The following is a 25,915-nucleotide window of genomic DNA, read 5'->3' on the forward strand; positions in this document are numbered from 1 at the left end:
ACATGGTAAATTTAAAAGAAAAACCTTATTATCTGAACGAGGAACAGATCCAGTGGGTGGAAAACACGATTGCGGGGATGAGCACGGAGGAAAAAATCGGGCAGCTTTTTGTCAACATGGTATCAAACGAGGAAGAAAGAAAACCGGAGAACATCAAAAAGATTCTGGATACCTACCATCCGGGGGCAATCCGTTACCACAATGCGCCGAAGGAAGAACTGTGGGAGATGGCAGACTGCCTGCAGAAGACGACAAAAATCCCACTTCTGATTGCATCGAATTGTGAAGCAGGCGGAAATGGCGGAACACAGGGCGGGACGCCGATTGCAAACGGGGCGGCTATGGCAGCGATCGATTCAGAGGAAGCAGTATTTAAGATGGCGGAAATATCCGCGCGGGAAGCAGCTGCGGTAGGATGCAACTGGAACTTTGCACCGATTGTAGACCTGACCTACAACTGGAGAAATACAATTGTGCAGCTGCGGGCATTCAATGATAATCCGGACGATGTCATCCGTTATGCAAAGTCATTTTTTAAGGGAATGAAGACGCAGAATATGGCTACCTGTATGAAGCATTTCCCGGGAGACGGAACAGAGGAAAATGACCAGCACCTCATTATGGGAATCAATGAGTTCGACTGTGAGAAGTGGGACCAGACATACGGTAAGGTTTACAGGGAACTGATTGAGGAAGGAGTCATGACAATCATGGCTGGACATATTGCACTTCCTGCATATTCTAAGAAGCTGTGCCCCGGCATCAAGGACGAGGATATCCTTCCGGCAACACTGGCACCGGAACTGATTACCGGTCTTTTAAAGGGGCAGCTGGGATTCAACGGCCTTGTTGTAACAGATGCTTCCCACATGATCGGAATGTTCGGTGCGACAATACCAAGAAGCCGCCAGGTTCCGCAGGCAATAGCGGCAGGCTGCGACATGTACCTGTTTTTCAATGACAGGGAGGAAGATTTCGGTTACATGATGGAAGGCTACAAAAACGGAACGATTACGGAGGAACGCCTGCATGATGCACTTCACAGGATCCTCGGTGTGAAAGCGGCACTGAACCTTCACACGCTTCAGAAGGAAGGCACTCTGACGGCACCGAAGGAGAACCTTTCAGTGGTCGGGTGTGAGGAACACCACAGGGCGTCAAAGGAATTCGCTGATAAGTATGTGACACTGGTGAAAGACCGTCTGCACTACCTGCCGATGACACCGGAAAAATATAAAAGAATAAAACTGATGTATATCGGTTCGGAGGCTACCGTGATCGCGGGTATGAAGTTTGAGTCCAATGATAAGAACATCATCGCGGATATCGTTTCCCAGCTTGAAGAAGCAGGATTCGAGGTGGACTCTGAGGTCCCGGCAAAGAAAGGTAAAATAGAGGAGTTTAAAAAGAACTATGACTGTGTACTCCTGATTCTCAATGTACAGGGATTCGCCCAGTACAATACCATGCGCGTGAAATGGGATGAGCCTGCAAAACAGCCGTGGTATATGTCAGAACTCCCGACATTCGTGGTATCCTTAAGCAATACAAACAACCTGATTGATGTGCCGATGGCAAGATGTTACATCAATTCTTATATGGACCATCACGAGAGCTTCGCGGCAACACTGGAGAAGATGATGGGCAGAAGCGAGTTTAAGGGACGGTACAATGAAAATGTATTCTGCGGAAGATGGGAGACAAGATTCTAATACAAGGATCATTTCAGGAGGGAAAGAAGATGAATGAAAAAGCAGTAAAGCCATTTGGGCTGAAAGATAAAATCGGCTATATGTTCGGTGATTTCGGAAATGATTTCACATTTATATTTTCCAGTACTTTTCTCATGGTATTTTACATGAAGGTGCTGGGTATCAGCGGGGCGGCCGTGGGGACATTATTCCTTGTGGCTAGGTTTGTGGATGCATTCACGGATGTAACAATGGGCAGAATCGTGGATACATGCAAGCCGGGAAAAGACGGGAAATTCAGGCGCTGGATCCGGATCATGGCAGGTCCGGTGGCAATTGCCAGCTTCCTGATGTACCAGTCATCTCTGGCAGACGCTTCCATGACTGTAAAGATGATCTATATGTATGCTACATACATCCTGTGGGGCAGTATCTGCTATACCGGGATCAATATACCATATGGTTCTATGGCATCTGCGATCACAGATGTCCCGGAAGAGCGTACCGCACTTTCTACATTCAGAAGTATCGGTGCAACACTGGCACAGCTTGTTATCGGTGTGGGCGGTCCGATGATCATCTATATGACCGATGCAGCCGGCAACCAGGTGATCCGGAATGACGGGAAAATTTTCCCGGTAGTTGCAGGAATCTTCTCAGTATGCGCGATTATCTGCTACATCATCTGCTACAAGTGTACGACAGAGCGTATCAAGATCCAGCCAGACCCGAATGCGGAGAAAATCTCCCTGGCAAAGACGTTTGGAGCGATTTTCTCCAACAGGGCGCTGCTTGGGATTATAGGCGCAGCCATTTTCCTTCTGCTGAGTTCGCTGATGCTTTCCAGCGTCAACACCTATCTCTATGCGGACTATTTTAGTAACATAAAGGCACTTTCTGTTTACAATATGATCACGATGGTATGCTCCCTGCTCATGGCGACAATTACAGGAGTCGTTGTTAAGAAATACGGGAAAAAAGAATCAGCGGCCGTTGCAACCATTTTTACAGGGGCGGTTTTCCTTGCACTTGGCTTCCTGAATGTAAAAAACGTATGGGTATTTGCTATTGCGGCAGCAGTTGGCTACCTCGGGGTCAACTACTTTAACCTGATTATCTGGGCAAACATTATTGACGTCATCGATGATGTGGAAGTAAAGAGCGGTAAAAGAGAGGATGGAACAGTCTATGCGGTCTATTCTTTTGCAAGAAAAGTAGGGCAGGCACTCGCAGGGGGACTCGGGGGGTATGCGCTTGGCATCATTGGTTATGCATCTGCCGCAAAAACCCAGACGGCAGAAGTATTAAGCGGCCTTTATAAGCTGGCAACGATTGTCCCGGGAATCCTGTTTATCTGTGTTGCCTTAATGCTGATCTTTGTATATCCGCTGACAAAGAAGAAGGTAGAAGCCAACGTAGAATTCCTCAGGGCAAAGAGAGAGGGAAAGAATCAGGCATAAAATTGTACTAGAATCAATAAAAATTTTTATAATGCTTTCACGGAAAATTTAGTATGGTAGAGATATCAAAAGTGAAGGAGGAAATATACTATGGCGGCACATGTACTTGATGAGGCGAACCGCTGCCTGAACTGCAAAAATCCGCAGTGCCAGAAGGGATGTCCCATCGGCACTCCGATACCGGAAGTCATCCGGCTGATGCTGGATGGGCATCTGGATGAGGCGGGCTGGAAGCTGTTTGAGAATAACCCTCTGACCACGGTATGCAGTCTGATCTGCAATCATGAGAAGCAATGCGAGGGACACTGTGTACTCGCAAGGAAAGGTGCGCCGGTACATTTTTCTACGATTGAAAATTATATTTCCGGCACATACAGTTCTAAAATGGTAAAAGGCCCGGCGCCATCCAACGGGATGCGTACAGCCATTATCGGCTCTGGCCCGGCAGGGCTTACCATAGCCGTACTCCTTGCCAGAAAAGGCTATCAGGTAACCATATTCGAAAGCAAAGATAAAATCGGCGGGGTGCTCCGTTACGGAATACCGGAGTTCCGCCTGCCGAAAAGTATACTGGATGACTTTGAGTACCGGCACCTGCTTCTGAAGGGAATTAAAGTCAGGCCGAATACAACGATCGGAGGTGCCATCACGATTGACGACCTTTTAAGAGACGGCTACCGTTCCATCTTCATCGGTACCGGTGTGTGGCGTCCGAATGCCCTGCATATCAAAGGCGAGACGCTGGGCCACGTGCACTACGGCATCAACTACCTGAACAATCCGGACAGTTTTCACCTTGGGGAGAAGGTTATCGTAATCGGGGCAGGAAATGCGGCGATGGACGTAGCCAGAACAGCGCTGAGGAAAGGAGTCAGGGAGCTTCAGTGTTTTTCACGGGAATCCACGGCGGCAGCAAGCCGGCATGAATTCGATTATGCGGTATTAGAGGGCGTCGAATTCATATACCTGAAAATTCCGCTCGAAATCACCGATGAAGGGGTCATTTTTGCCGATGCGAGAGAAAATGAGGACGGTACGGTAGAACAGATTCCCGGTACAGAAAGATTGTACCACGCTGACAGTGTCATCATCTCAATCAGCCAGGGACCACGGAACCAGCTGGTGAACACGACTAAAGGCCTGGAAGCAAACCCTCGCGGTTTACTGCTGGCCGATGAAAAAGGCCGGACCTCAAGGCCGGAGATTTTTGCAAGTGGGGATGTTGTAAACGGGGCACGTACTGTCGTTGAGGCGGTCGCCCACTCCAAGACAGTGGCAGAGTCTATGGACCTGTATATGAGGGGGATTTCCTCTTAAGGTATATTATAACAAATTCTGGAAGTTTATGGATTTAACTGACCTGTATTCTACTAAGAAAGCTGTCGCTTCACGAGTATTCAATCATGATATACTTATCAGTTGATGCGGCAGCTTTTTCAATTAGTAATGAATCATATTCAAAGTCAATTTCATAGAAAAGAAATTAGTGATTTAATCAGCCATTTTCTACCTTCTTCTGCACTTGGGGTGTTATGTTCTGTAAAACCGTGACCAACCTTTGGGGCTACTCGGTGGATGACTTGTACTCCTGCCTCTTTTAGTATTTTGGCATACATGTCTCCGTCATTACGTAAGCTGTCCATTTCACAAGTTTGTATTACAGCTGGTGGAAGAAGAGTGATCATATCTTTATCTGCTGCGATGGGGGAACAATCTGCAGTTTCTCTCTGTTTGGCGCTCGCGTAAGCTCTTCCCAGGCATCGTAGATTATCCATCATATTAATCCCTTCTGGTATAAAACGTTCTTCATCTGGGATGAGTTCTTTTAAATCCAGCCACGGGTGATCCAGCACTTGCCCACGAAAACTCCAATTTTTCTGATTTATAGTTCTTAAACACAGTGCAGCTGCAAGATTGCCACCGGCGCTTCTACCGCCAACGAAGATTTTTTGAGGATCAATCCCAAATTTTTCAGGATGTGTTACCATATAGTTAATGGTTTCTATTAGATAATCTAACTGGCTTGGATATACATTATCCGGACTGAGTGGATAATCCAATGAATATACATTCATCTTCAGTGTTTTGGCCAATTCATGACAATAGAAATTACCATCTTCTATTGTTCCCCATGCAAATCCGCCGCCATGAATATCGAAATATACCGGAGCTGCTTCTTTGCCGGAAGAGAAGTGATAAATGGTTCGTTCTTGTCCATTTACAGAGAATGTTATATGTTTACCATAATATGTCCAATCAGCTTTTTCTGATTTAAGTTGTTCCATTACAGCTGGCTGCATTTTCTTTACGACTGAAATTGCTTTTTGTCTTTCTTTATCCATTTTTTACCATCCTAAAATTATTTATAATAAATATAGCTGAGCAAAATTATTGTTACTCTTCAAAATTTGTACGGTTCTTTTCTACATCTTTTCCTGATTACGTTCCAGTAAAATTTTAGTATTTTTAGCAGCCTTTTTGTTATCCATTTTAATCATTAAAAATGGAATAATAGCTAATAGGAACAGTACACTAGGGAGTATGTTTATAACTGCATTCATTGCTAGTTTTACAGGTGGTGTCTGTTGTGTGTTAGTCTTCAAATAGTTTCATTAGTACCTTTGCATATACTTCATGTCCCTCGACAGATGGGTGATTAATTCTATTGGCAAGAAGTTCTTCCCAAGGGCAGCCGGCGCCCTTTGCAGCGTTCCAAACAGCTCTTACATCAGCTAAGCATACTTGTTCTTCCTGCGCAGTCTCCCGTATTTTCTGAGCTCTCTGCTCTGTCGTCGGATTACATACTGTCGCAGATGAATCTGAAAGTAGTTTATTAGGAAGATCACCATTAGGTGTAAGCAGAATAATGTCTGCGTTTGTTTTTCTCTTTAGTTTTTGTACCATTTTGCGTAATAAAGTCTTATAAACTTCGGCATTACCAAACTTATCATCATCCCAATTTAATGAACCGTTAATTAAAACTAAATCTGGACTATAGCGGACCACATCTCTGTCTAATCGGTTCATCATTGACAGCATGTTGTCTCCAGCGATGCCGGCATTGATAATAGAGACAGACGTAAGTTCATATTGATCAATCAATTTTTGCCTGAATTTCTCAATATAGCTTTCTCTGGCATCATAGATTTCGACTACAGGCAATCCTCCCATGTGCTCAATTTCCATTCTTATTTCTTCGAGGTCCACACAAGACTCAAGTCTTGTGAATAGTGATTCCATCTGTTGCTGAATTTCTTGGGTCATGATACTTTCAAAATGTCCCGCTGTGACAGAATCACCAAGTGCTACAATTACTGGATTTTTACGCTCCAGTCCGTCATCATCTGTAAAACCAAATAGACTACCAGCCATACCAGTATTCGTCTTCATCTTTTGGATAAATCGTTCCGGTTTTACAGGGCTTTGATTTGCAAACTTATCCGCACATTGCATAAATATGTCTGAATAAGGCTGCCTGATTCTGAAGGTTGTTTTCATTTTACCCTCCTTATTTTCGATTTTAATAAATACGATATAAATAGTTATATCAATATGCAATAAGTATAAGGTGATTTGTCTATTTGTGAAATGGAGTAAGTAATTATAAAAAATGGATAATTATATACTTTAATTTTCATTACATGAGTTCGAATAGTACAATTATTAAATTATTTTTTAGTATAAAATAATTATATTAATGGTTATTCACTTTATTAGATGGAGGATTTAACGTATGAAGATGGATTTTTCAGCAGTAATTATTTCGGATAATGAAGTTCTTTCACCAGTAGATTATTTCCGTTATCTGCTGCTTTTAAAAGGGAAAGGTTTTTACCATATAGAGAATCAGACATTTGAACTCTCACAGCATGATCTCGCATTAATTCCAATAAATGTAGAAGCTGCTTTCAGCTGTGATCCACAAAATAGCTTATTATTTGGCCTGATAGAGCTGAAAAATTTTGAGTCGGCGATACTAACACCTTATGTTTTTCCGGCTAAAGATACCGCACTAATACATAAGCTTTACGATCTTGGTCTTGAAAATCATGATATTACTCTTCCATTTTATGAGAATATAAATGAATTAATCAATCAGCTTATGTTTACTGCACTGGTTGCTGTCGGCAGCCGCCTGCGTAAAATTAACGCAGAAGTATTTGAAGTGATTAATGATATAAATAAAAATTATACTAATGCTGATTATGATGTAAGAAATGTAATTACAATGACGGGATATACCATGAATCATTTTCGAAAAATGTTTCGTGATGAAACTGGCTTAACTCCAAATGAATTTATTACTAGAAGACGTCTCGATCATGCCGGGGACCTCTTTCGCCAATTTAAGGACAGAATTCCAATTAAGGAGATTGCTTTTCAATGTGGATATACAGACCCTTACTATTTTAGCCGAATATTTAAAAAACGTTATGGAGTTTCACCACAACAGTACATAATAAAACTTTGATGGATTGAAAACCATTTATACTATTTGAAGCAGTATAAAGTCTATTTTGTACAATAAACATATCTCAAAAATACATGTCCTTGCGTAAAAATACAATTATACTCTATATCAGAAACAACAAATGTTGTTCCGGCTATTGAAAAGGAGCAGCAATGGTTAACAAAAGGAGGAAATGATTGTGGGTAACAATTCAAAACAAGAAGACGGGAGACTTTCAGTAGGACGTCGAATTTGCTACGGTTTTGTAGATGCAGGCGGAGGATTTTCGTTTACTATGGTGAGCTCTTACCTAACCGTATTTTACACAGATGTTGTAGGTCTTACACCTGCGGTAATCAGTATTATCATGCTGGTTGCCCGTATCTGGGATGGCATCAATGATCCAATGATGGGGATGATTGCTGAGAAAACCCGTACAAGGTGGGGAAAATACAGACCATATTTGTTATTTGGAGCTCCAATTCTTGGATTATTAACAGTATTAACCTTTACTTGTCCCGGGTGGACAGGACCGGCACAGATCTTTTATAGTGCAATGACATATATCCTTTGTGGTATGTGCTATACGGCAACAGGAGTTGCAGGAACGGCTCTTGCAAATGTACTTACTCGAAATAATCAGGAAAGAATGGTTCTGATTTCATTCAGAGGTGTGATTTCGCAAATTGCTAATTTAATTACAAGTGCGGCAACTATGCCTCTGATTTTATTCTTTGGTAATGGAGATGCATCAAGTGCAAGAGGATATTTCAGCGCAGTTGTCATTTATGCTATTTTAGGTACGATTTGTTACTGGATTACATTCGCCGGTACAAAGGAAGTGATTGTTCCGGAAGTGGATGCTCCCAAAGTTCCAATGCTTGATAGTTTGAAGCTTGCTTTTAGTGACAGCAATATTCGTAAACTTTTAATCGGATACCTTCTTTATATGTGTGGTATCTTCTTCAGAATTGGAGTTATGGTCTATTTCTTCTTATATGTAGTTGAAAAACCAATGTGGCTTGCGACAGCAGGTGTTGTGATGACGGCTGCGATGGCAGTACCGAACTTTATAGCACCATTCCTTGCAAAGAAATTTGAAAAGAAGAAATTGATGATGGCCTGCTTAGCTCTGGGCGCAGTAGGTGGCGGAGTCTTATTCCTTGGAGGAAATATGATGAGCCTGCCGCTTATTCTCATTGGAACAGCCGTATTCCACGGATGCGGAGGGGCTGTTGGAACATTCTCGTATGGATTAATTGCAGAAATCGTGGATGATATGGAAGTACGTACTGGAAAACGGGCAGACGCTGTTGTATTATCAGTCACTTCATTCTCTGTTAAAGTAGGAAATGCATTAGCAGGCACCGTAGGAGTTCTTCTTTTAGGTGCTGTAGGATATGTAGCAAATGCCGTACAGTCACCAGAAACAAAAATGGCTATGAATGCTGTAATTAATCTTGTACCAGCGTTATTGCTTTTATTAGCAACTATTCCCTATTTCTTTATCACCATGAGTAGAGAAAAAGCAGCGAGAAATCAGGAAATTCTTACAGCAAAACACGCAGGAAAAGAAGCCGAATAATAGAGACTTGTGCTTTGGAAGATTAAAAAGGAGAAAACGAAGAAATATATGGAATAATCAAGTTTTCTCCTCTTTTTTCTGATTTAACTTCCGATATTCATTCGGTGACATATGAAAAATTTTTGTAAATTTGCGATTAAAGTGGCTTGCATCAAAACAACCGTATTCCTGTGCTATTTCTGTAACACTCATCTCGCTTTCTAAGAGAAGGGAAGCAGCTTGTTTCATGGTGATTTCATTTACAAAGTTCACAAATGATTTTCCAGTGTATTTATTTAGCAGACGGCTTAAATAAGATTTGTTATAGCCAAAAAAATCAGCAGTTGTCTGAAGCGAAATATTTTTGGCATTAACAGTAATATATCCGATCAGTGAAATAATCAAATCATTTGGCTTGTCATTGTATGGATCGGCAACAACGGCCATTAATTCAAAATTTCTAAGGATATGAATAAAAATCTGCCGGACAATGAGGGCAACACATTCGTTATATAAATAATCCTTATCACTGCGTTCCAGATAGATTTGATACATCAGTTCATGCATCCACCGGTCAGATCCGGTAGGATAGAGGATATACGGTGTCACGGAATGCGTGTATAAAATACTTTCGAAAAACTGCAAAAGTGTTGGAAAACGGTTCATCAGCTGCATAAAAGATTGGTCAAACAACTTCTGACTCATTAGTATATTAATAACAATTGTGTCATCGTCTGTAGCTGAAACCGCATGAATGGCATTTGGCGCCAGAATACAAAGGTCACCTGTCACCATTTTAAGTTCCTGATCTTCGATAAAATGAGTACATACTCCTTTATATACATAAATGAGCTCTACAAATTCGTGGTTGTGGAGAATCGGGAAACTATAACGACTGTGACGAATAATCTCTACACGATCGTCTGGTGCATGAAAAACATTGTACGCAGTAGAATCGTCCAGATTGTTCCCCGCGTGGCGGTGATGCTGCACCATTATTTTATAAGTTTCTTTTATGTGAGGATCAAGCTGCTCGAATTCGCTATAAGTCATAGGCTTTATAAAATACTGTTTGCCGCTGGCTTCGTAAAATTTTTTGTATTCGATTTCCAAAGAATCAAGCTGATAAAAATTTTCGTACATGATAAGGGATACTCCAAATCGGGAAAAATTTATTTTTTAGTTTTCGATTTTATCATAACCCTTTTTAATGTGGATAACAAGACTTATATTTTGTTTGTTTTTACAGGACATATAGAAAAATTATAGAAAGAACCTGCCATTTGGCTGGATCGAGGAGGAGACGTAATAAATGAGTTTAGAAGTATATGATTTAAGAGTAGAACATCGAATAAATCCTACAGGGATTGATTCACAGAAACCAAGATTTTCATGGAAATTAAAAAGCAGCAAACAAAATGTGAAACAGGAGACATATCGTATTCAGGTAGCTGCTGATGAATGCTTTGAACATGTGATTTGGGACAGTTGTGAAGTAAGGTCAGATGCTTCACAAAATGTCAGATATGCCGGGGAAGAGTTGAAAAGTCTGCAGAAATTATACTGGAAAGTGAAAGTGGAGGCTGCAGGTGACTCGGCTGAAAGTGAAATGGCAGAATTTAAAATGGCAATGCTTTCTGAGGATGAATGGCAGGCAGATTGGATTGATGTATCTATGCCAGATGAAGATATTGAGAAAATGCAGCCTGCTTCAAATCTAAGAAAAGAATTTTCAGTGAAAAAAGGATTACGTCAGGCCCAGATTTGTCAGACGGCTCATGGCCTCTATGAATTCTGGATTAATGGGGCACTGGGAACAGATGAAGTATTCAAGCCTGGTTTTACAAGTTATTATCACCGCATGCAGTATCAGATATACGACATTACAAACCTGCTGGCAGAGGGCCGCAATGCATGGGCGGTTACTGTTGCCGACGGGTGGTGGCGCGGTATGTGCGGCGGGTTATACCGCAATACATTTGGCTACACATTGCAGTTTTTAGGTCAGATTATACTTGATTATGAAGACGGATCAAGAGAAATTATCGGAACAGATGAATCATTTAAATGGGCACAGTTAGGCCTTCGAATGAGTGATATGAAGTTTGGTGAGATCTTTGATGCAGCTATGGAGCCTGAAAACTGGAAGAAACCGGGATTCGATGATTCTTCATGGATGCAGGTCAGAAAAGCAGAAGGGGAACATTTAGAAAAAAGTGTTCTTATTTCTCAGACAGGACTGGCAAGTAAAGAAAAAGAACATTTTAAACCAGTTATTTTTACAGATACACAAGGGGATACCGTTCTTGATTTTGGGCAGAATCTTGTTGGTTATGTAGACATGAAATTCAAGAATTTAAAACGTGGTCAGAAAGTTACGATTACACATACAGAAGGTTTGAAAGATGGTGCTTTCTATTTAGGAAATGTGTGTACCGCGCTTCAGGATAATACGCATTATCAGCAGATTGATTATATTGCAAGAGGAGATGCCGAAGAAAGCTATAAATCGTCGTTTTCAATCTCAGGATTCCGTTATGTCAAAGTGGAAGGGGTTGATTTTGAAAAAAACCAGCCAGAATTTGAGGCAATTGCAGTTTATTCAGATATGGAACAAACAGGTGATTTCATATGTTCAAACGATCTAATTAATCAACTTGTGAAAAACAGCCGCTGGAGTCAAAAAGGTAATTTCCTTGATGTTCCGACAGATTGTCCGACCCGTGAGCGAAGTCCGTGGACAGGAGACGCACAGGTCTACGCGAAGACAGCATCCCGCTTTATGGACGTGTATGCATTCTTTGAGAAATGGCTAAAAGATGTGAAAACAGAACAGTATCGTAATGGCATGGTTGCAAACTCTGTTCCGGCTACAACGTCCATGCATTTTGCTGAAGAGGTTGAGAGACTGATACGTGAAGATAAATGTGGATTTATTATCCCGGGTATTGCGGGGCCGGACGGAAAGCCAGGTATGTTTGACGGTTCTTCTGGATGGGGGGATGCAGCGACAATCGTGCCGTTTATGATGTACCTGTGCTATGGAGATGTTCAGGTATTAGAGAATCAGTATGAAAGTTCAAAAAAATGGGGGGATTATATGCTGACATCTGCAAAAGATGAAAATCCTGAAAGATTAGATCGTCCTGAATATCATACATTTTGTGATGGTGTCAGAGACGCAGATTATATTTTTGATACAAAATTTCACTTTGGCGAGTGGTTAGAACCATTGTCAGAGGAGTCAGGAGATCCGGCTAATCAGGATATGTCTTCTGCAACAAAACCCAATGATGCAATAGTGGCAACCGCATACATGTACTATTCATCAACATTGGTTGCACAGATGGCAGAGATACTTGGAAAGGAAGAAGATAAGACATATTACGAGGAAAAAGCAAAACAAATTAAACGCGTATATAACAAATACTATATACAGGAAGATGGAACGATTATAGAGAACAAACAAGCATCCTATGTACGTGCTCTTCAATTTGGATTATGTAACGAAGAGAATAAGAAAAAAGTTGCGGATAAATTAATTCAGGCAGTAAGGGATAATGGTATGTGTTTAAACACAGGCTTTTTGTCAACACCATTCTTATTATACCAGTTAGTGGAGAATGGCTACACAGAGGAAGCATACCAGGTTCTTGAACAAACAAAGAATCCAAGCTGGCTGCATGCAGTAACATTAGGAGCGACTACTATTCTGGAAGAATGGGCAGGACTCGATAATCATATTAATTCATACAATCATTATAGCTATGGAGCAGTATGTGACTTCTTATTCGGAGTGACATGTGGAGTACAGCCATTACTTAAAACACCGGGATACAAACATTTTGAAATTAAACCGATTCCTGGTGGAACACTTACTTTTGCAAAAGCAGAATTTGATAGTCCATATGGTATGATTCTTTCCAAGTGGAAGAAAACGGAAAAAGGATATGTGTTTAACTTTGAGATTCCAGTGAATACAACCGCTTCGGTTGAATTGCCGGATGGAACGATTCATGAAATTGGAAGTGGATCATATAGTTACGAAATATAATAAGAATATTTTGGTGGATTTTAATCTCCGCGCAGAGTATAATGAAAAAGACTTAAGTTAAGAATGCTCATTATACAGGAGGGTGATATTATTATGTGGAATCGAATGAGCCTAAAAATGAGGGCCAAACAGGCGTTCCGGAGAAATTACTGGTCAGCTGTTGCCGTAGCGCTGGTCATGTCAATCATAACAACAATATTTTATGCATCAGGTTCCAATGGCGCGCGCGGACGCCATTCCTTTTACGGGGGAGGCTATTTCTCTGAATCTTCTCTGATCTATGCCACAGTCATAGCTGCGGCAGGGGTTCTCGGAGCGGGGATGGTTGTATTTGATGTATTTGTCGGAAATGTACTGATTGCAGGAGGCTGCCGCTTCTTTGTACTGAACCAGACCGAACCGGTTACGGCAGGAACCCTTGCTTACGGATTCAAGTCGGGAAATTATGGTAATATCGTTCTGATTATGTTCCTCAGAGACTTGTTTACCGCCCTGTGGTCGCTCTTATTCATAGTACCGGGTATCATAAAACACTATGAATATCTCATGGTGCCATACATCATTGCGGAGAATCCGGGAATGCCGAGAGAAGAAGCCTTCCTCATCAGTAATAAGATGATGATGGGGCAGAAGTGGGAGGCATTTGTACTGGATTTGTCCTTCATCGGCTGGGGCATCCTCACAGTCATGACAGGCGGGATTGTCGGTGTCTTCTATGCAGAACCATACCGTCAGGCCACATTTGCGGAATTATATTCATTTAATCGTGCAATGGCATATCAGAACGGATATATCAGATAAACGGACAAAAAAAGACGGGAAATGTCAGCCAAAACATTTCCCGTCTTTTTTGCGTTTTTAAATCAGTACATATTTCAAAACGAACAATATGGCCAGTATATACATAAGTAAACTAATCTTTTTCTCTTTTGCCTTTCCTGTTACAAGATTGATGACTACATAAGAGATAACTCCGAATGAGATGCCTTCGGAAATGCTGTACATAAACGGCATTGCAATGATACAGATGAATGCCGGGATGGTCTCTGTGTAATCTTCAAAGTCAATCTTAACGATGGATGTCAGCATCAGGAATCCTACGATAATCAGCGCCGGTGCAGTTGCGAACGACGGGATTGCAAGGAAGATCGGTGACAGGAACAGGGACAGTCCAAAGAGCAGTGCAGCAGTGATACTTGTCAGTCCTGTACGTCCGCCTTCAGATACTCCGGATGCACTTTCCACAAATGTAGTTGTCGTAGATGTTCCGAGTGCGGCACCAACAGATGTTCCGACAGCGTCTGCCATAAGGGCGCCTTTTATTCTCGGGAGTTTCCCGTCTTTGTCAAGCATATCAGCCTTGGATGCAACACCAATGAGGGTTCCAAGCGTATCGAACATATCTACAAACAGGAATGCAAACATGATGATTACGAAGTCCAGTGTAAATACCTTTGAGAAATCCATGTGCATGAATGTCGGAGCAAGACTCGGGACAGAAATACCTGCTGAAAAATCAGGGAGCAGGCTGAACCATCCGGCCTCTGGTGTCGGTTTGTATATTCCGACGAGCTGACAGACGATGCCGAGCAGCCAGGTGATCAGGATTCCCCACAGGATATTGCCTTTTACCTTCTTTACAAGAAGGATGGCAGTGATCAGAAGCCCGACAAGTGCCAGCAGCACCGTAATCCCTTCTGTGTTGAATGTTCCGTTCTCGATGGAACTCTTAAAGGAGAATACGCCAACCAGTGTAGAGGAATCTACAACGATCTTGGCATTCTGAAGTCCGATGAATGCGATAAATAATCCAATACCTACAGAAACAGCGTGCTTCAGATTCATAGGAATCGCATTAAAGATTGCTTCGCGGACATTTGTCAGTGACAGAACGATAAAAATAATACCTTCAATAAATACTGCACTCAGTGCCATCTGCCACTTATATCCCATACCCATGACTACCGTGTATGTAAAGTAAGCATTCAGTCCCATACCGGGAGCCAGAACAAATGGGTAATTGGACAGGATGGCCATCAGGCAGGTCGCGATAAAGGCTGCCAGGGCGGTTGCCGTAAATACAGCCCCCCGGTCCATTCCCGATTCAGCCAGAATGTTAGGGTTGACGGCCAGGATGTAAGCCATTGTCATAAATGTCGTAATACCCGCCAGAATCTCTGTTTTAACGTCTGTGTGATTTTCTTTTAGATGAAATATTTTGTCTAAATTCATAATTCCCTCCTACCTCCACTCCCCGGGAAATCTTCCCTGTGAGCTAATCATTTTTTCTAGGTTGATATTCTAAGCAGTCAAAGCATGCCTGTTATGGCAGATGCCGTCCTGCGCCTGACGCAGGCGTGAGTTTCTCGAGAGAAACTTATGTTTTACACACCTCCTTTTTCCTGAATTCTGGCTGTTGGCTGCTGTTGTATCTGATGCCGTATGTAACTGTTCCTGAAGCAGAACAGGTACGATGATTCTAAATGGATGAGATGATAGGAAATATCTGGATACAAAAAAACTACCGGACTCGTCTATATTTCCCTGCACCATGATCCATACGGGAAATTTATAGACAGCTATTACGGTAGCTGGTAGAGACGCCCAACCAATTATGGGCATATATAAATTTACGACCTAAAAATTATTTAGTTTATCTAAAAATTCGTTTGGAACCTATAATTACCATACACTATTTGCCGGGAAAATGCAATCCTAAATTGAAAATTAGTTGTGAAAATTATAGTGGATGACCAAAAAAGAAGAGAGAAATTGTGAAAAAGTACTAAATAAGCGGGGGTGAAAAACAGTCAGGGAACTTATCCCAGATAAAATAGGCTGGGGCAGGAAAAGGAAAGGACTGCTGACATGTCATACATGCAGCAGCCCAGAGAAAAGGGAAAATCTATCTGAAATTGTTAATTGTAAGTTTTAGGCGAAGTCCAATGGCCGCAGATGCACGCTGCAAGTGCAGCCATCGTCTTCTGTTTTTCATGTATATAGAATAACAACCAATTGTGAATGCATTGTGACGAGAAATGGAAATATTTATTAATTTAATATAAGATATTTATAAAAGGTGAAAAAGAGGAGTAGAGATAATTGAATCCAGACAGGGAAAGGGTTATAATTCTTTTATCATATTTGCGGCGAAGAATGCATTATGTATGACGAGATAAAACAGCAGGAGTGGAGATTTATGAGAAGAATGGAATTTACGATGGACAGGGATGGGTTAGTGAAGATTGGAGATCAGGTGAATGTGATTGAAGGGAAACTTCCCAGTTCCTATTACTACACGATAGAACATGCGATTGCCATGAGCGGGAATTATCCGAACCGTGAAAGGCTGAAAACAACCCGGGGAACCGTAGTGGATATTCAGTCCAGCCTCATGGGGAAATGTGTAATATTGGAATTCGATGAATAAAAAGAGGCTGCCGTAAAATGTGAAGAACTGTCAGGAGACTGCCCGGACCAGAGTCAGGGTCAGGAAAAGCCTGTACAGAACTAACATTTTGCAGCAGCTTCTTATTTTTTATATACAATATGCATACTGTTGCTGACAGAGTCCTGCCAGAAGTCTTTCTTCTTCTCATACATCTCATGGAGCCACTGGATTGCAGAATCCATTCCCTCATCTGACATCGGGAAAGATGCATGCTCTTTATTCTCATCCGGTGTCTTGTCAAAGGACCAGGGCTCGGGATAGACCGTGACAAGAAAGGTCTCTTTATCAGCGGCGGCTTCAAAATAGTATCTCATGCCTTTGTGACAGCCGGAGAAGGGCTCCTTTTTCAAACCCGGGACGGGGATCAGCTTTTTATCAATCATGGGTTAATTCCTCCTTCCGAAGTATATAGTAACGTGAACATTATAGCATAAATTTTAAATTGGAAAAACATTTTAAGACTTTTAGGAGATATATGTGTGATATACAAAAGGAAAGAGCCACACCGTGTGTGACTCTAAGGGGGAAAAAGTTTATGAAAAAGTGTTCTTATCTTTTGAACAATTATAGTATAAGATTTACTTGTGTAAAAACTGTGATACAAATTTGAATGAATTGTAAACATATATATAATAAATTGTGAAGAAAGGGATGGCAGTAATATGAAACGTGTGTGGAAAGGGCTTTCAATTATGGCAGGGGTACTGGGAGCGGCTGACGTGCTGGCGGTCGGTGCCTTCTTTAATCTGGCAGCAGGGCGGCGATGTGTATTTTTAAGGAAGAAGAAAGAGCCGGAGTTAAAGCGTACTGAGGGCGTCTGCTGGATGGAAGGGATGAACCCTGAAAAAGCAGTGATCGAAAGCAGGGACGGACTGAAGCTGAAAGGATATTATCTGGAAGCTGAGAACCCAAAACGGATTGCTGCCCTGTTTCATGGGTGGAGGGGGTCCTGGGGACATGATTTCGGGCCCTGCATCAGGTGGCTTTACGAGGAGGGGACGAGTCTTCTTCTCGTGGACCAGAGGGCGCAGGGGGAAAGTGAAGGCAGATATATGGGATTCGGTGTTCTGGAAAGGGAGGACTGCCATGCATGGATGGACTGGCTGATTAAGCGGAATCAGGGCGGACTCCCGGTCTACCTGTATGGGGTGTCAATGGGGGCCGCAACAGTGCTCATGGCAGCGGGGGAGGAACTTTCCGGGGATGTAAAAGGTGTTATAGCTGACTGCGGATTCACATCTCCCTATGAGATGGTATACCGGTTCGGTAAGCTGAATTTCAAACTCACGGAACATCCGGTTATGGATCAGCTGAACTGGCTGTTTAAAAGAAGGGCCGGATATGGCCTGAAGGAATACAGTACACTGGAGGCGATGGGGCACTGCAGGGTACCGGTTCTGTTTATCCACGGAAAAGCAGACACTTTCGTGCCATATGAGATGACAGTGCGTAATTATGAGGCATGTACAGCTCAGAAAAAGCTGCTTCTTGTGGAAGGGGCGGATCACTGCATGAGCTTTCTGAAGGACGAAGAAGCATATAAGGAGGCGTTAAAAGAACTGTTTCAGGAAACAGCAGGGGGAATATAGGACTGTGTGCAATTTTGCACGGTCCTTTTTTATTGGTAAAAACAGAGAAATTTACAAGCAAAAAATATCGAAATTATACAAAAATAAATTGAAAAGCAAAAAACAATTGACATTTAAAAATACGGGTGCTATTCTGAAAAAAAGAAAGTCCGTGCACGGGCACAATAAACAAAAAGTCAGAATATTTATTTGAAAGGAGTAAATTTTATGAAAAAAATTCTTAGTATTATGTTATGTATCGGTGTCATTATTTCTATGTGTGCATGTAGTTCAGGAGGTAAAAAAGAAGAGGGCACCACTAAGGAATCAGAGGGAGGAGATAAAGGGCTTATTGGGATAACCACCTCTATGTATACGAATGAAGGACTTACAATCATGTGTGACACGATCAAAGAAAAGGTAGAGGAAGAGGGCTATCAGGCAGTTATCAAAGACGCAAATCTGGATCAGGCACAGCAGACAAAGGATGTAGAAGATTTTATCAGTCAGGGAGCCAAGCTGATTATCGTAGAGGCATGTGATTCCGTAGGTGTAAAATCCGCATTTGAGCTATGCAACAAGGCAGAAATCCCTGTTCTGAGCGTAAACCAGATACTTGGCGATGATCTTTTGGAGCTTGTTACGGGTTCTGTTACAAGTGATAACTATACGGCAGGATATGAAGTAGGTAAAGAAGTTGCAAAAGAACTGGATGGAAAAGGGAAGGTATGCATTCTTACTTATGATGTGGCTTTTGTATGCAGGGAAAGAGGAGACGGATTCAAGGATGCTATGGCTGAAAATGAAGGGATTGAAGTGCTGGAAGTCTTCGACGGAGTATGTACAGAAGATGAAGCCATGAAGAAAACGGAAGACTGGCTGCAGCAGTATCCAGATGTTACTGCAATCTTTGGAAACAATTCAAACTGCGGTGTTGGAATAGCGGCGGCAGTCAGGTCAGCAGGCAAGGTTGATGATATTCTGGTTGCCAATGTGGACGGGCTTTCCGCGGATATCCGGAACATGGAAGACGGTGCACTGGATGTGACGGCTGTTTATCCGATGAAGGAGCTTGCAGCAGCGGCATCTGAACGGGCGGTTGAAGTACTGAAAACAGGAAAATGCGGTGAGGACCCACGTTTGAAATTTAGTCTGTGTACGATTGACGACCTCGATACATATAAAGAATACTGGGGAATAGAGTAGCAGAAAATGCTTCGCAAAGGAGAAGTGGATGATGAATGAGGATTACATTCTGCAGATGAAAGGCATAAACAAGAGTTTCGGCGGAGTACAGGTACTGTATGATGTGGATTTTAGTATGCATGCCGGAGAAGTAAGGGCCTTGGCGGGTGAGAATGGTGCCGGAAAGTCTACTTTGATGAAAATACTGGGAGGCATTTATGACTGTGATTCAGGTGAGGTCCTGATAGACGGGGAGAAGACCAGCATAGGTTCTGTTGAAGACGCACAGAAGCGGGGGGTATCCATAATACATCAGGAAATCGTGCTTGTGCAGGATATGACAGTCGGTGAAAATATATTTCTTGGGCGGGAATTTAAGACGAGAATGGGGTTCATCGATTATCAGAAAATATACAGGGAAGCGGCGGAGATTCTTGGGAGGATAGGCCTTGAAAGCCTTCGCCCGGATACGATTGTCAGAGAACTGAGCATATCACAGCAGCAGATGGTGGAAATTGCGAAAGCACTTTCCACCAATTCCAGAATTTTAGTCATGGACGAGCCGACCTCTTCCCTGACTGACAGAGAAGTAGAGTTTCTGTTTGAGCAGATAAAAACATTGAGCCGGAAAGGAGTATCGATCATTTACATTTCCCACAAAATGGAGGAAATCAGTCAGATCGCGGACAGCATAACAATTATGCGGGACGGTCATCATATTCTGACTACTTCCATCCGGGATATCAGTTATGAGCAGATTATCCAGAATATGGTGGGACATAAAATAGAAGATTACTATCCGGATTATAAAGTCAGGCTTGGAAAAGAAATACTCAGGGTTGAACACCTGACAACGGAAAAGGTAGAGGACATCAGTTTTTCCCTTGCAGAAGGTGAAATCTTGGGAATAACAGGACTCATGGGAGCCGGGCGTACAGAACTGGCAAAGGCGGTCTTTGGACTGGATGAGATTCTTTCCGGCAGTCTCTATATAGATGGTAAGAAATGCACGATAAAATCGCCGGGGGAAGCAATCAGGAAAAAGATAGCGCTTGTGCCGGAGGACCGGAAAGAGAATGGTTTATTTTTGGAAAATTCAATTTCCTTCAATATGACCGTTACAGTCATGGATGAGTTCATAAAGGGAATATCTGTTGATGCCAAAAAGGAAAAACAGATATTAGAGGAATATATCAGCCAGCTCGAAATAAAAATGGCAGGTACAGAGCAGCTTGCCGTGGAACTGAGCGGGGGGAACCAGCAGAAAATTGTGATTTCAAAATGGCTGGCGTCCAATCCTAAAATACTGATTCTGGACGAGCCTACCAGAGGCGTGGATGTGGGGGCAAAATCTGATATATATCATTTGATATGTAAAATCGCAGAAACAGGAGTAGCAATTATCCTGATTTCGTCAGAATTACCAGAGGTTATGAATATGAGCTCCAGAATAGGCGTGATGTGTGAAGGAAAGCTGGTCAGGTTTTTTGAACCGGATAAAGAAGAGGTTACACAGGAGCAGATAATGCATTATGCAACAGGAGGATATGAACATGAAACCTATAACGGATAAGATAACAAATCAAAAAAGCCTGCTAAAGTTCCTGAAGCGTAATTCTATGATACTGATAGCTCTGCTGCTGATTGTATCGGCACTGTCAATATTTACAGATACGTTTCTGACAACAGATAATATTTTATCAGTCATGCGGCAGATCAGTGTGGATTCGGTATTGGCATTTGGGATGGCAATGGTACTGATTATAGGATGCATTGACCTTTCTGTAGGCAGTGTGCTTGCACTGAGCGGCTGTGTATGTGTTTCCATGATAGAAGGCGGTATACCTACGGAGGCGGCGCTTATTATTACGCTGGTATTTGGTGCTTTCTGCGGGATGATCAATGGATTGCTTGCAACATTTACAACGATTCCCAGTTTTATCATCACTCTGGCTACACAGCAGTGTTTCAGGGGAGCGGCATATTTAATGACGAATGGCAAATCTATCATGTGCTATGATGAAAAATTTAGTGCGATCGGCACCGGGTATATAGGCCCTGTCCCCATTTTGGGAATCGTGATTATTGTCTGCCTGGCCTTTACCTGCATTCTGCTGAATAAGACAAAATTTGGAAGAGGAATGTACGCAATAGGTGGTAATAAGAGTGCGGCCGTGTATGCAGGAATCAAGGTAAGGAAAATAACCGCCTGTGTGTTTATCTTTACAGGGGTTATGAGCGCTATGGCGGGTATCATGCTGGCATCCAGAGTTTATTCCGCACAGCCTGCATCCGGTGCGGGATATGAATGTAATGCAATTGCAGCAGCCGTATTGGGCGGCGTCAGCTTTAACGGGGGAATCGGAACTGCCGGAGGCGTTATGATAGGTGTGCTTATAATCGGCTTTATGAATAATGGACTGAATATGCTGCATGTGACATCATATTGGCAGATTATCGTAAAAGGCCTTCTTATATTATTGGCAGTATATCTGGATACTTTAAGGAATAATAAACGTTTACACATTAAGAAAAGAGGTTAAATATGTTTACAGATTTAGAATTTGTCAGACAGTATGAAAAATATTCTATCGTCATAAAAGGATTTCATCAGGAAGGTGAGCAAAAACTGGAGATATTTCTTGATTTCCCGGTAGTGTTACAGGACATTTCAGGTGCGGGAAAAAAACTTCGGTATGACAGCTATGAGAAGAAAGAAAATGGATATGAAGCTTTGGCATCTGCCGAAGATTTATATGGCAATAAGTATGAAATAACAGATGTATGGAGTCAGGAAGAAAACGGATATAAGCTCAGCCGTCAGGTTGCATGTAAAGAAATAAAAGAAAAGACAGGGATTCGACTGACATCCGAGTTTCGCTGCAGAGATCTGGAAGCGGCAGATTTTTCCGATTACCAATTCATAATCCCCGGAGCTTTATACAATCAAAATGATACAGACGGGGACGGCATGGATGATTATCTGGGGACCTTTAACCAGGATTATAAAGACGATAGGAATCCTTCGCTTTCAGTTACTGCATATGGGAAAAAGAGCAGATGGTTTGTTTCACTGATCAGGGGTGATTTGCCAAAGACAGATGAGACAATAACGCGGGAACAGATCCGTGCAAGGCATTTTATACACCATACGGATATCGGGTCATTAGGGATCTCGCCATCGGAGTACAGGACACAGGAATTTATCTTAAGATGTGACTATCCTTTTTATGAAAGAAATTCATTCTGCCTGAACGTGGATGGCTCAGAATGGTCAGCATATAAAGAAGTAGTAGAGAATCAGGTTTTTTGTATGGAATATCTGCTATATGCCCGGGAGGCAGGAAGTCTGACGGAAGCGTCCTGGAATACGACCCGTCTTCAGATGCAAAGAATTATGGACCCAGATGTAGAATTATCGTTTACTCTGGAAGAAGCACAGCATTACAGACGTGAAATGATACATAACAGTTACAGGGAATTTCCGGATAAAAAAGGAAAGCCGGCGGGGTACTTTGTCCATTTTTCCCCGCGCAGCCGCTATGGTGAGCAGAATCTGCTTGAATACGGCTTCTGCGGAGCACAGACTCTGTTGAGTTTAGATATGATGGAAGCGGCAAAGGAGAACGGCTCTGAGGAATATAGGGAAAGGGCTGTAAAGACGGTCGATTATTTTGTGGAAAACTGCATAGAAGAATCCGGGCTTCCAAATGGGATTTATAATGTAGATAAAGAAGAGTATGTGTACTGGTGGACCGGGATTCTTTTCCCATTCCAGTACTCAGATGACCGGGATGAGCTGGAAGCCTATCTTGGGAACCAGGTCGTAAGTTCTCTGATGGAAATTGCAGGGGAACTTAGAAAAGTAAAGGGTAATTATTGCAGGTCTATGGTAGATTCCATGCACTATCTGCTGAGATGTTATCTGTTTGAGAAGGAAAGCGGGATTGAGCATCCAAAATGGCTGGAAGCCGTTGTGAAATTCTGTGACAAGCTCTTAGAAATGCAGAATGGAAATGGTTCGTGGAACCGTGGATATACGATGGACGGGAAGCCGATTACGAACCCGCCGCAGTGGTTTGGCGCCTCTGAAAAGGAACAGGGGTCAGGTGCAATCTTCCCGGCCCAGGTCCTGACGGAACTGTACCGGTTTACTAAGGAAGAAAAATATTTGAGGGCAGCCGAAAGGGCCGCGTATTTCGTATATGATAATTATGCCGGAAATGTAGAATACATCGGAGGCCTCAATGATACGACCCACAGGAAGTCTGTGAAGATTGATGCAGTCGGCGTTATGTTTGCAATGCGTACCATGCTGGTCGTGTATGAGCAGACACGAGATGTAAAACTTCTTGCAGGCGCGCGTGATGCGGCACGTATTTTAGCAAGCTGGACATATCTCTGGGATATTCCGTTTGATAAGGATACACTTCTTGGAAAATATGGATTTAAAACTACAGGCTGGGCCGTATGTGATGTCATCCCGGCAGGAAGCTATGTGGACTGTGAATTTGTTGAATTTATTCCGGAACTGCTGCGTATTGCAGAATACTGTAAGGATGAAGATCTGGCTGTACTGGCAAAGATCGTGACAAGGGGGATGCAGCACGGTCTGTCGATGCCTCAGAATATGTATGGATATGCAATGCCGGGGGTACAGTGTGAAGGGTATATGACTTCCTTATGGCTGGCAGATACGGAGTATAAAGGATTTTCGGGAGCAGCGGCGAAAAACAAAGGGGACGATAACGATACGTGCAATGGTCTGGTGAATGGACAGGCGCTGCTGAATCTTGATTATTTGTCCAGAGAATACAGGACAATGGATTTTGACACAATCATACGGCAGATTATGGCCGGGTAGGGATGGAGGAGCTATATGGTAGAAATGATTAAAAATCCGGTTCTGCGGGGATTTCACCCGGATCCATGCATATGCAGGGCCGGAGATGATTATTATATTGCAACGTCAACGTTTCAATGGTTTCCCGGGGTGGAATTGTACCACAGCAGGGATTTAGTACATTGGGAGTTTACCGGCCGGCCGCTGGATGAAAAGCGGCTGCTTGATATGACCGGGGTGCCGGATTCCGGAGGGGTGTGGGCGCCTTGTCTTACATATGAGGACGGGATGTTCTATCTTGTATATTCTAATGTGAAAACATTCCGTAATTATCATAAAGATGTGGATAACTTTTTAACATGCAGCAGGGATATACATGGCCCGTGGTCCGATCCTGTGTACCTCAACAGCAGTGGGTTTGACCCTTCCCTTTTCCACGATGATAACGGGAAAAAATATATCTTAAATCAGATCTGGGACCACCGGGATAAAAACGATCCATTCGACGGGATTGCGCTGCAGGAGTATGACCCAGAACAGCAATGTATGAAGGGGGAGCCTGTGCAGATATTCAAAGGGAGCAGCATAGGAGTGACGGAAGGTCCCCACCTGTATAAAATAAACGGCATGTACTATTTAGTGTGTGCAGAGGGCGGAACATTTTATGAACATGCAGTGACCGTTGCACGGTCAAAAAATATAGAGGGGCCATATGAACTGTCACCATACCATCCATTGATGACATCGTACGGACATCCGGAACTGCGCCTGCAGAAATGTGGACACGGAAGTCTGGTATGTACACAGAATGGGGAGTGGTATATGGCGCACCTGTGCGGCAGACCGGAAGGCGTCCATAAGCGATGCATGCTGGGCAGGGAGACATCTATCCAGAAACTTAAGATGACAGAGGATGGCTGGTTTGTAATCGACCACCCGTCCGGGCTGCCACAGAATGAAGTTCCGTCTCCGGGCCTTCCGGATTTTATTGTCAGCGAGAGGCCTGTAAAAAGGGTGTTCCCGGCGAAACTTCCGGATGAATTCCAAACTCTGCGTATTCCTCTTGACCAAAGGTGGATGGCTTTTAACGAGGAGAGGCAGTCACTGGTTTTGTATGGGAAAGAGTCTATGGAATCTTTACATACACAGAGTCTGGTTGGAATACGCAGAGAACACTTCGATTTTATGGCAGAGACAAGTGTACGGTTTTGGCCGGTGAATTACCAGCAGATGGCAGGAATGGCATTGTACTATGATACTACGAACTATTTTTACCTGAATGTTTCCTGGGATGAAGTGCTGGGAAGAACGGTATCCATGATTGTCTGCGACCACGGGGAAATAAGTGTAAGCGGAGAAAGATGCCAGATAGCTGAGGGAGAAGACAATGTATACATGAGAATGAAGGTAAAGAATAAGACGGCGCAGTTTAGCTGGTCACCGGATGGAGAAAACTATTTTGAGATCGGGGAAGAGCTGGACGCTACGAAGCTGTCGGATGATTATTATAATGAGGCCGAGCATGGCCTGAGATTTACAGGGACATTCATTGTACTATGCTGTCAGGATACCTCAGGGCAGCGCTGTCCGGCAGAATTTGAGTATCTGACTTATTCGCCTTCAGGCGGGGAGGCATGATACGCCTTGGA

General features: G+C 42.8%; 20 protein-coding genes and 1 riboswitch. Of the genes, 14 read left to right on the top strand and 6 right to left on the bottom strand.

Going from position 1 to position 25,915, the window contains the following annotated elements; all coding sequences use genetic code 11:
- Nucleotides 1–2 precede the first annotated feature (2 nt).
- The 3 genes from ABIN22_RS00860 (at nt 3) to ABIN22_RS00870 (ending at nt 4,468) form a co-directional block, all read left to right on the top strand.
- Nucleotides 3–1,712 (top strand): glycoside hydrolase family 3 protein, encoded by a 1,710-nt coding sequence (locus ABIN22_RS00860; protein ID WP_346906103.1) that lies wholly within the window; start codon nt 3–5, stop codon nt 1,710–1,712.
- A 29-nt stretch (nt 1,713–1,741) separates the two neighbouring features.
- Nucleotides 1,742–3,151 (top strand): MFS transporter, encoded by a 1,410-nt coding sequence (locus ABIN22_RS00865; RefSeq protein ID WP_109729759.1) that lies wholly within the window; start codon nt 1,742–1,744, stop codon nt 3,149–3,151.
- Nucleotides 3,152–3,241: 90 nt separating this feature from the next.
- On the top strand, nt 3,242–4,468 hold the full coding sequence (locus ABIN22_RS00870; protein ID WP_118620626.1) for an NAD(P)-dependent oxidoreductase: 1,227 nt from the start codon (nt 3,242–3,244) through the stop codon (nt 4,466–4,468).
- Between the two features lie 152 nt (nt 4,469–4,620).
- On the opposite strand, the gene ABIN22_RS00875 is transcribed toward ABIN22_RS00870, so the two are convergent.
- Together ABIN22_RS00875 and ABIN22_RS00880 are read right to left on the bottom strand one after the other, a co-directional pair.
- The gene (locus ABIN22_RS00875; RefSeq protein ID WP_346906104.1) at nt 4,621–5,493 is read right to left on the bottom strand and encodes an alpha/beta hydrolase; all 873 of its coding nucleotides are present in this window, start codon (nt 5,491–5,493) and stop codon (nt 4,621–4,623) included.
- A gap of 250 nt (nt 5,494–5,743) precedes the next feature.
- On the bottom strand, nt 5,744–6,649 hold the full coding sequence (locus tag ABIN22_RS00880) for an SGNH/GDSL hydrolase family protein (protein WP_118620629.1): 906 nt from the start codon (nt 6,647–6,649) through the stop codon (nt 5,744–5,746).
- Between the two features lie 235 nt (nt 6,650–6,884).
- On the opposite strand from ABIN22_RS00880, the gene ABIN22_RS00885 reads away from it, so the two are divergent.
- The gene (locus tag ABIN22_RS00885) at nt 6,885–7,622 is read left to right on the top strand and encodes an AraC family transcriptional regulator (RefSeq protein ID WP_346906105.1); all 738 of its coding nucleotides are present in this window, start codon (nt 6,885–6,887) and stop codon (nt 7,620–7,622) included.
- A 178-nt stretch (nt 7,623–7,800) separates the two neighbouring features.
- The gene (locus ABIN22_RS00890; RefSeq protein ID WP_182440691.1) at nt 7,801–9,186 is read left to right on the top strand and encodes an MFS transporter; all 1,386 of its coding nucleotides are present in this window, start codon (nt 7,801–7,803) and stop codon (nt 9,184–9,186) included.
- A gap of 57 nt (nt 9,187–9,243) precedes the next feature.
- Here the strand turns inward: ABIN22_RS00890 and ABIN22_RS00895 are convergent, their stop codons facing one another.
- Nucleotides 9,244–10,308 (bottom strand): AraC family transcriptional regulator, encoded by a 1,065-nt coding sequence (locus tag ABIN22_RS00895; protein ID WP_118620632.1) that lies wholly within the window; start codon nt 10,306–10,308, stop codon nt 9,244–9,246.
- 169 nt (nt 10,309–10,477) lie between these two features.
- Here ABIN22_RS00895 and ABIN22_RS00900 point away from each other — a divergent pair, with 169 nt between their 5' ends.
- Together ABIN22_RS00900 and ABIN22_RS00905 are read left to right on the top strand one after the other, a co-directional pair.
- Nucleotides 10,478–13,219, top strand: a complete 2,742-nt coding sequence (locus ABIN22_RS00900) for a family 78 glycoside hydrolase catalytic domain (RefSeq protein ID WP_346906106.1) — start codon at nt 10,478–10,480, stop codon at nt 13,217–13,219.
- 93 nt (nt 13,220–13,312) lie between these two features.
- Nucleotides 13,313–14,020 carry a DUF975 family protein gene (locus ABIN22_RS00905; RefSeq protein WP_346906107.1) on the top strand — a complete coding sequence of 236 codons (708 nt, stop codon included), beginning with the start codon at nt 13,313–13,315 and terminating at the stop codon, nt 14,018–14,020.
- Nucleotides 14,021–14,077: 57 nt separating this feature from the next.
- Here ABIN22_RS00905 and ABIN22_RS00910 read toward each other — a convergent pair whose 3' ends face one another.
- Complete coding sequence (locus ABIN22_RS00910; RefSeq protein WP_118620635.1) at nt 14,078–15,451, bottom strand: NCS2 family permease; 1,374 nt, start codon at nt 15,449–15,451, stop codon at nt 14,078–14,080.
- 69 nt (nt 15,452–15,520) lie between these two features.
- A complete protein-coding gene (locus tag ABIN22_RS00915; RefSeq protein WP_146203252.1) occupies nt 15,521–15,772 on the bottom strand; it encodes a hypothetical protein in 252 nt (83 codons plus the stop codon).
- Nucleotides 15,772–15,867: riboswitch (purine riboswitch) on the bottom strand. (Overlaps the previous gene by 1 nt.)
- A 551-nt stretch (nt 15,868–16,418) precedes the next feature.
- On the opposite strand from ABIN22_RS00915, the gene ABIN22_RS00920 reads away from it, so the two are divergent.
- Nucleotides 16,419–16,649, top strand: a complete 231-nt coding sequence (locus ABIN22_RS00920) for a hypothetical protein (RefSeq protein ID WP_181368565.1) — start codon at nt 16,419–16,421, stop codon at nt 16,647–16,649.
- 101 nt (nt 16,650–16,750) lie between these two features.
- On the opposite strand, the gene ABIN22_RS00925 is transcribed toward ABIN22_RS00920, so the two are convergent.
- Entirely contained in the window at nt 16,751–17,053 is a 303-nt protein-coding gene (locus tag ABIN22_RS00925; protein ID WP_109729755.1) for a hypothetical protein, read from the bottom strand.
- Nucleotides 17,054–17,332: 279 nt separating this feature from the next.
- On the opposite strand from ABIN22_RS00925, the gene ABIN22_RS00930 reads away from it, so the two are divergent.
- The 6 genes from ABIN22_RS00930 (at nt 17,333) to ABIN22_RS00955 (ending at nt 25,904) form a co-directional block, all read left to right on the top strand.
- Nucleotides 17,333–18,259, top strand: coding sequence for an alpha/beta hydrolase (locus ABIN22_RS00930; protein WP_118621220.1), 927 nt, complete (start codon nt 17,333–17,335; stop codon nt 18,257–18,259).
- 207 nt (nt 18,260–18,466) lie between these two features.
- Entirely contained in the window at nt 18,467–19,444 is a 978-nt protein-coding gene (locus ABIN22_RS00935; RefSeq protein ID WP_346906108.1) for a sugar ABC transporter substrate-binding protein, read from the top strand.
- 31 nt (nt 19,445–19,475) lie between these two features.
- The gene (locus ABIN22_RS00940; RefSeq protein WP_118621222.1) at nt 19,476–20,996 is read left to right on the top strand and encodes a sugar ABC transporter ATP-binding protein; all 1,521 of its coding nucleotides are present in this window, start codon (nt 19,476–19,478) and stop codon (nt 20,994–20,996) included.
- A complete protein-coding gene (locus ABIN22_RS00945) occupies nt 20,977–21,966 on the top strand; it encodes an ABC transporter permease (protein WP_207657845.1) in 990 nt (329 codons plus the stop codon). Before ABIN22_RS00940 ends, ABIN22_RS00945 begins: the two co-directional genes overlap by 20 nt.
- Nucleotides 21,967–21,968: 2 nt before the next feature.
- Nucleotides 21,969–24,287, top strand: coding sequence for a glycoside hydrolase family protein (locus tag ABIN22_RS00950; protein WP_346906109.1), 2,319 nt, complete (start codon nt 21,969–21,971; stop codon nt 24,285–24,287).
- Nucleotides 24,288–24,302: 15 nt separating this feature from the next.
- Nucleotides 24,303–25,904, top strand: coding sequence for a glycoside hydrolase family 43 protein (locus ABIN22_RS00955; protein WP_346906110.1), 1,602 nt, complete (start codon nt 24,303–24,305; stop codon nt 25,902–25,904).
- Nucleotides 25,905–25,915 lie beyond the last annotated feature (11 nt).

Source organism: Faecalicatena orotica (assembly GCF_905197545.1).
GTDB lineage: Bacteria > Bacillota > Clostridia > Lachnospirales > Lachnospiraceae > Faecalicatena_A > Faecalicatena_A orotica.

Excerpts from the sequence above, each read along its gene's own strand:
- ABIN22_RS00860 (WP_346906103.1), top strand. The coding sequence starts at position 3 with ATGGTAAATTTAAAAGAAAAACCTTATTATCTGAACGAGGAACAGATC.
- ABIN22_RS00865 (WP_109729759.1), top strand. The coding sequence starts at position 1,742 with ATGAATGAAAAAGCAGTAAAGCCATTTGGGCTGAAAGATAAAATCGGC.
- ABIN22_RS00870 (WP_118620626.1), top strand. The coding sequence starts at position 3,242 with ATGGCGGCACATGTACTTGATGAGGCGAACCGCTGCCTGAACTGCAAA.
- ABIN22_RS00875 (WP_346906104.1), bottom strand. The coding sequence starts at position 5,493 with ATGGATAAAGAAAGACAAAAAGCAATTTCAGTCGTAAAGAAAATGCAG.
- ABIN22_RS00880 (WP_118620629.1), bottom strand. The coding sequence starts at position 6,649 with ATGAAAACAACCTTCAGAATCAGGCAGCCTTATTCAGACATATTTATG.
- ABIN22_RS00885 (WP_346906105.1), top strand. The coding sequence starts at position 6,885 with ATGAAGATGGATTTTTCAGCAGTAATTATTTCGGATAATGAAGTTCTT.
- ABIN22_RS00895 (WP_118620632.1), bottom strand. The coding sequence starts at position 10,308 with ATGTACGAAAATTTTTATCAGCTTGATTCTTTGGAAATCGAATACAAA.
- ABIN22_RS00900 (WP_346906106.1), top strand. The coding sequence starts at position 10,478 with ATGAGTTTAGAAGTATATGATTTAAGAGTAGAACATCGAATAAATCCT.
- ABIN22_RS00905 (WP_346906107.1), top strand. The coding sequence starts at position 13,313 with ATGTGGAATCGAATGAGCCTAAAAATGAGGGCCAAACAGGCGTTCCGG.
- ABIN22_RS00910 (WP_118620635.1), bottom strand. The coding sequence starts at position 15,451 with ATGAATTTAGACAAAATATTTCATCTAAAAGAAAATCACACAGACGTT.
- ABIN22_RS00915 (WP_146203252.1), bottom strand. The coding sequence starts at position 15,772 with ATGGTGCAGGGAAATATAGACGAGTCCGGTAGTTTTTTTGTATCCAGA.
- ABIN22_RS00920 (WP_181368565.1), top strand. The coding sequence starts at position 16,419 with ATGAGAAGAATGGAATTTACGATGGACAGGGATGGGTTAGTGAAGATT.
- ABIN22_RS00925 (WP_109729755.1), bottom strand. The coding sequence starts at position 17,053 with ATGATTGATAAAAAGCTGATCCCCGTCCCGGGTTTGAAAAAGGAGCCC.
- ABIN22_RS00930 (WP_118621220.1), top strand. The coding sequence starts at position 17,333 with ATGAAACGTGTGTGGAAAGGGCTTTCAATTATGGCAGGGGTACTGGGA.
- ABIN22_RS00935 (WP_346906108.1), top strand. The coding sequence starts at position 18,467 with ATGAAAAAAATTCTTAGTATTATGTTATGTATCGGTGTCATTATTTCT.
- ABIN22_RS00940 (WP_118621222.1), top strand. The coding sequence starts at position 19,476 with ATGAATGAGGATTACATTCTGCAGATGAAAGGCATAAACAAGAGTTTC.
- ABIN22_RS00945 (WP_207657845.1), top strand. The coding sequence starts at position 20,977 with ATGAAACCTATAACGGATAAGATAACAAATCAAAAAAGCCTGCTAAAG.
- ABIN22_RS00950 (WP_346906109.1), top strand. The coding sequence starts at position 21,969 with ATGTTTACAGATTTAGAATTTGTCAGACAGTATGAAAAATATTCTATC.
- ABIN22_RS00955 (WP_346906110.1), top strand. The coding sequence starts at position 24,303 with ATGGTAGAAATGATTAAAAATCCGGTTCTGCGGGGATTTCACCCGGAT.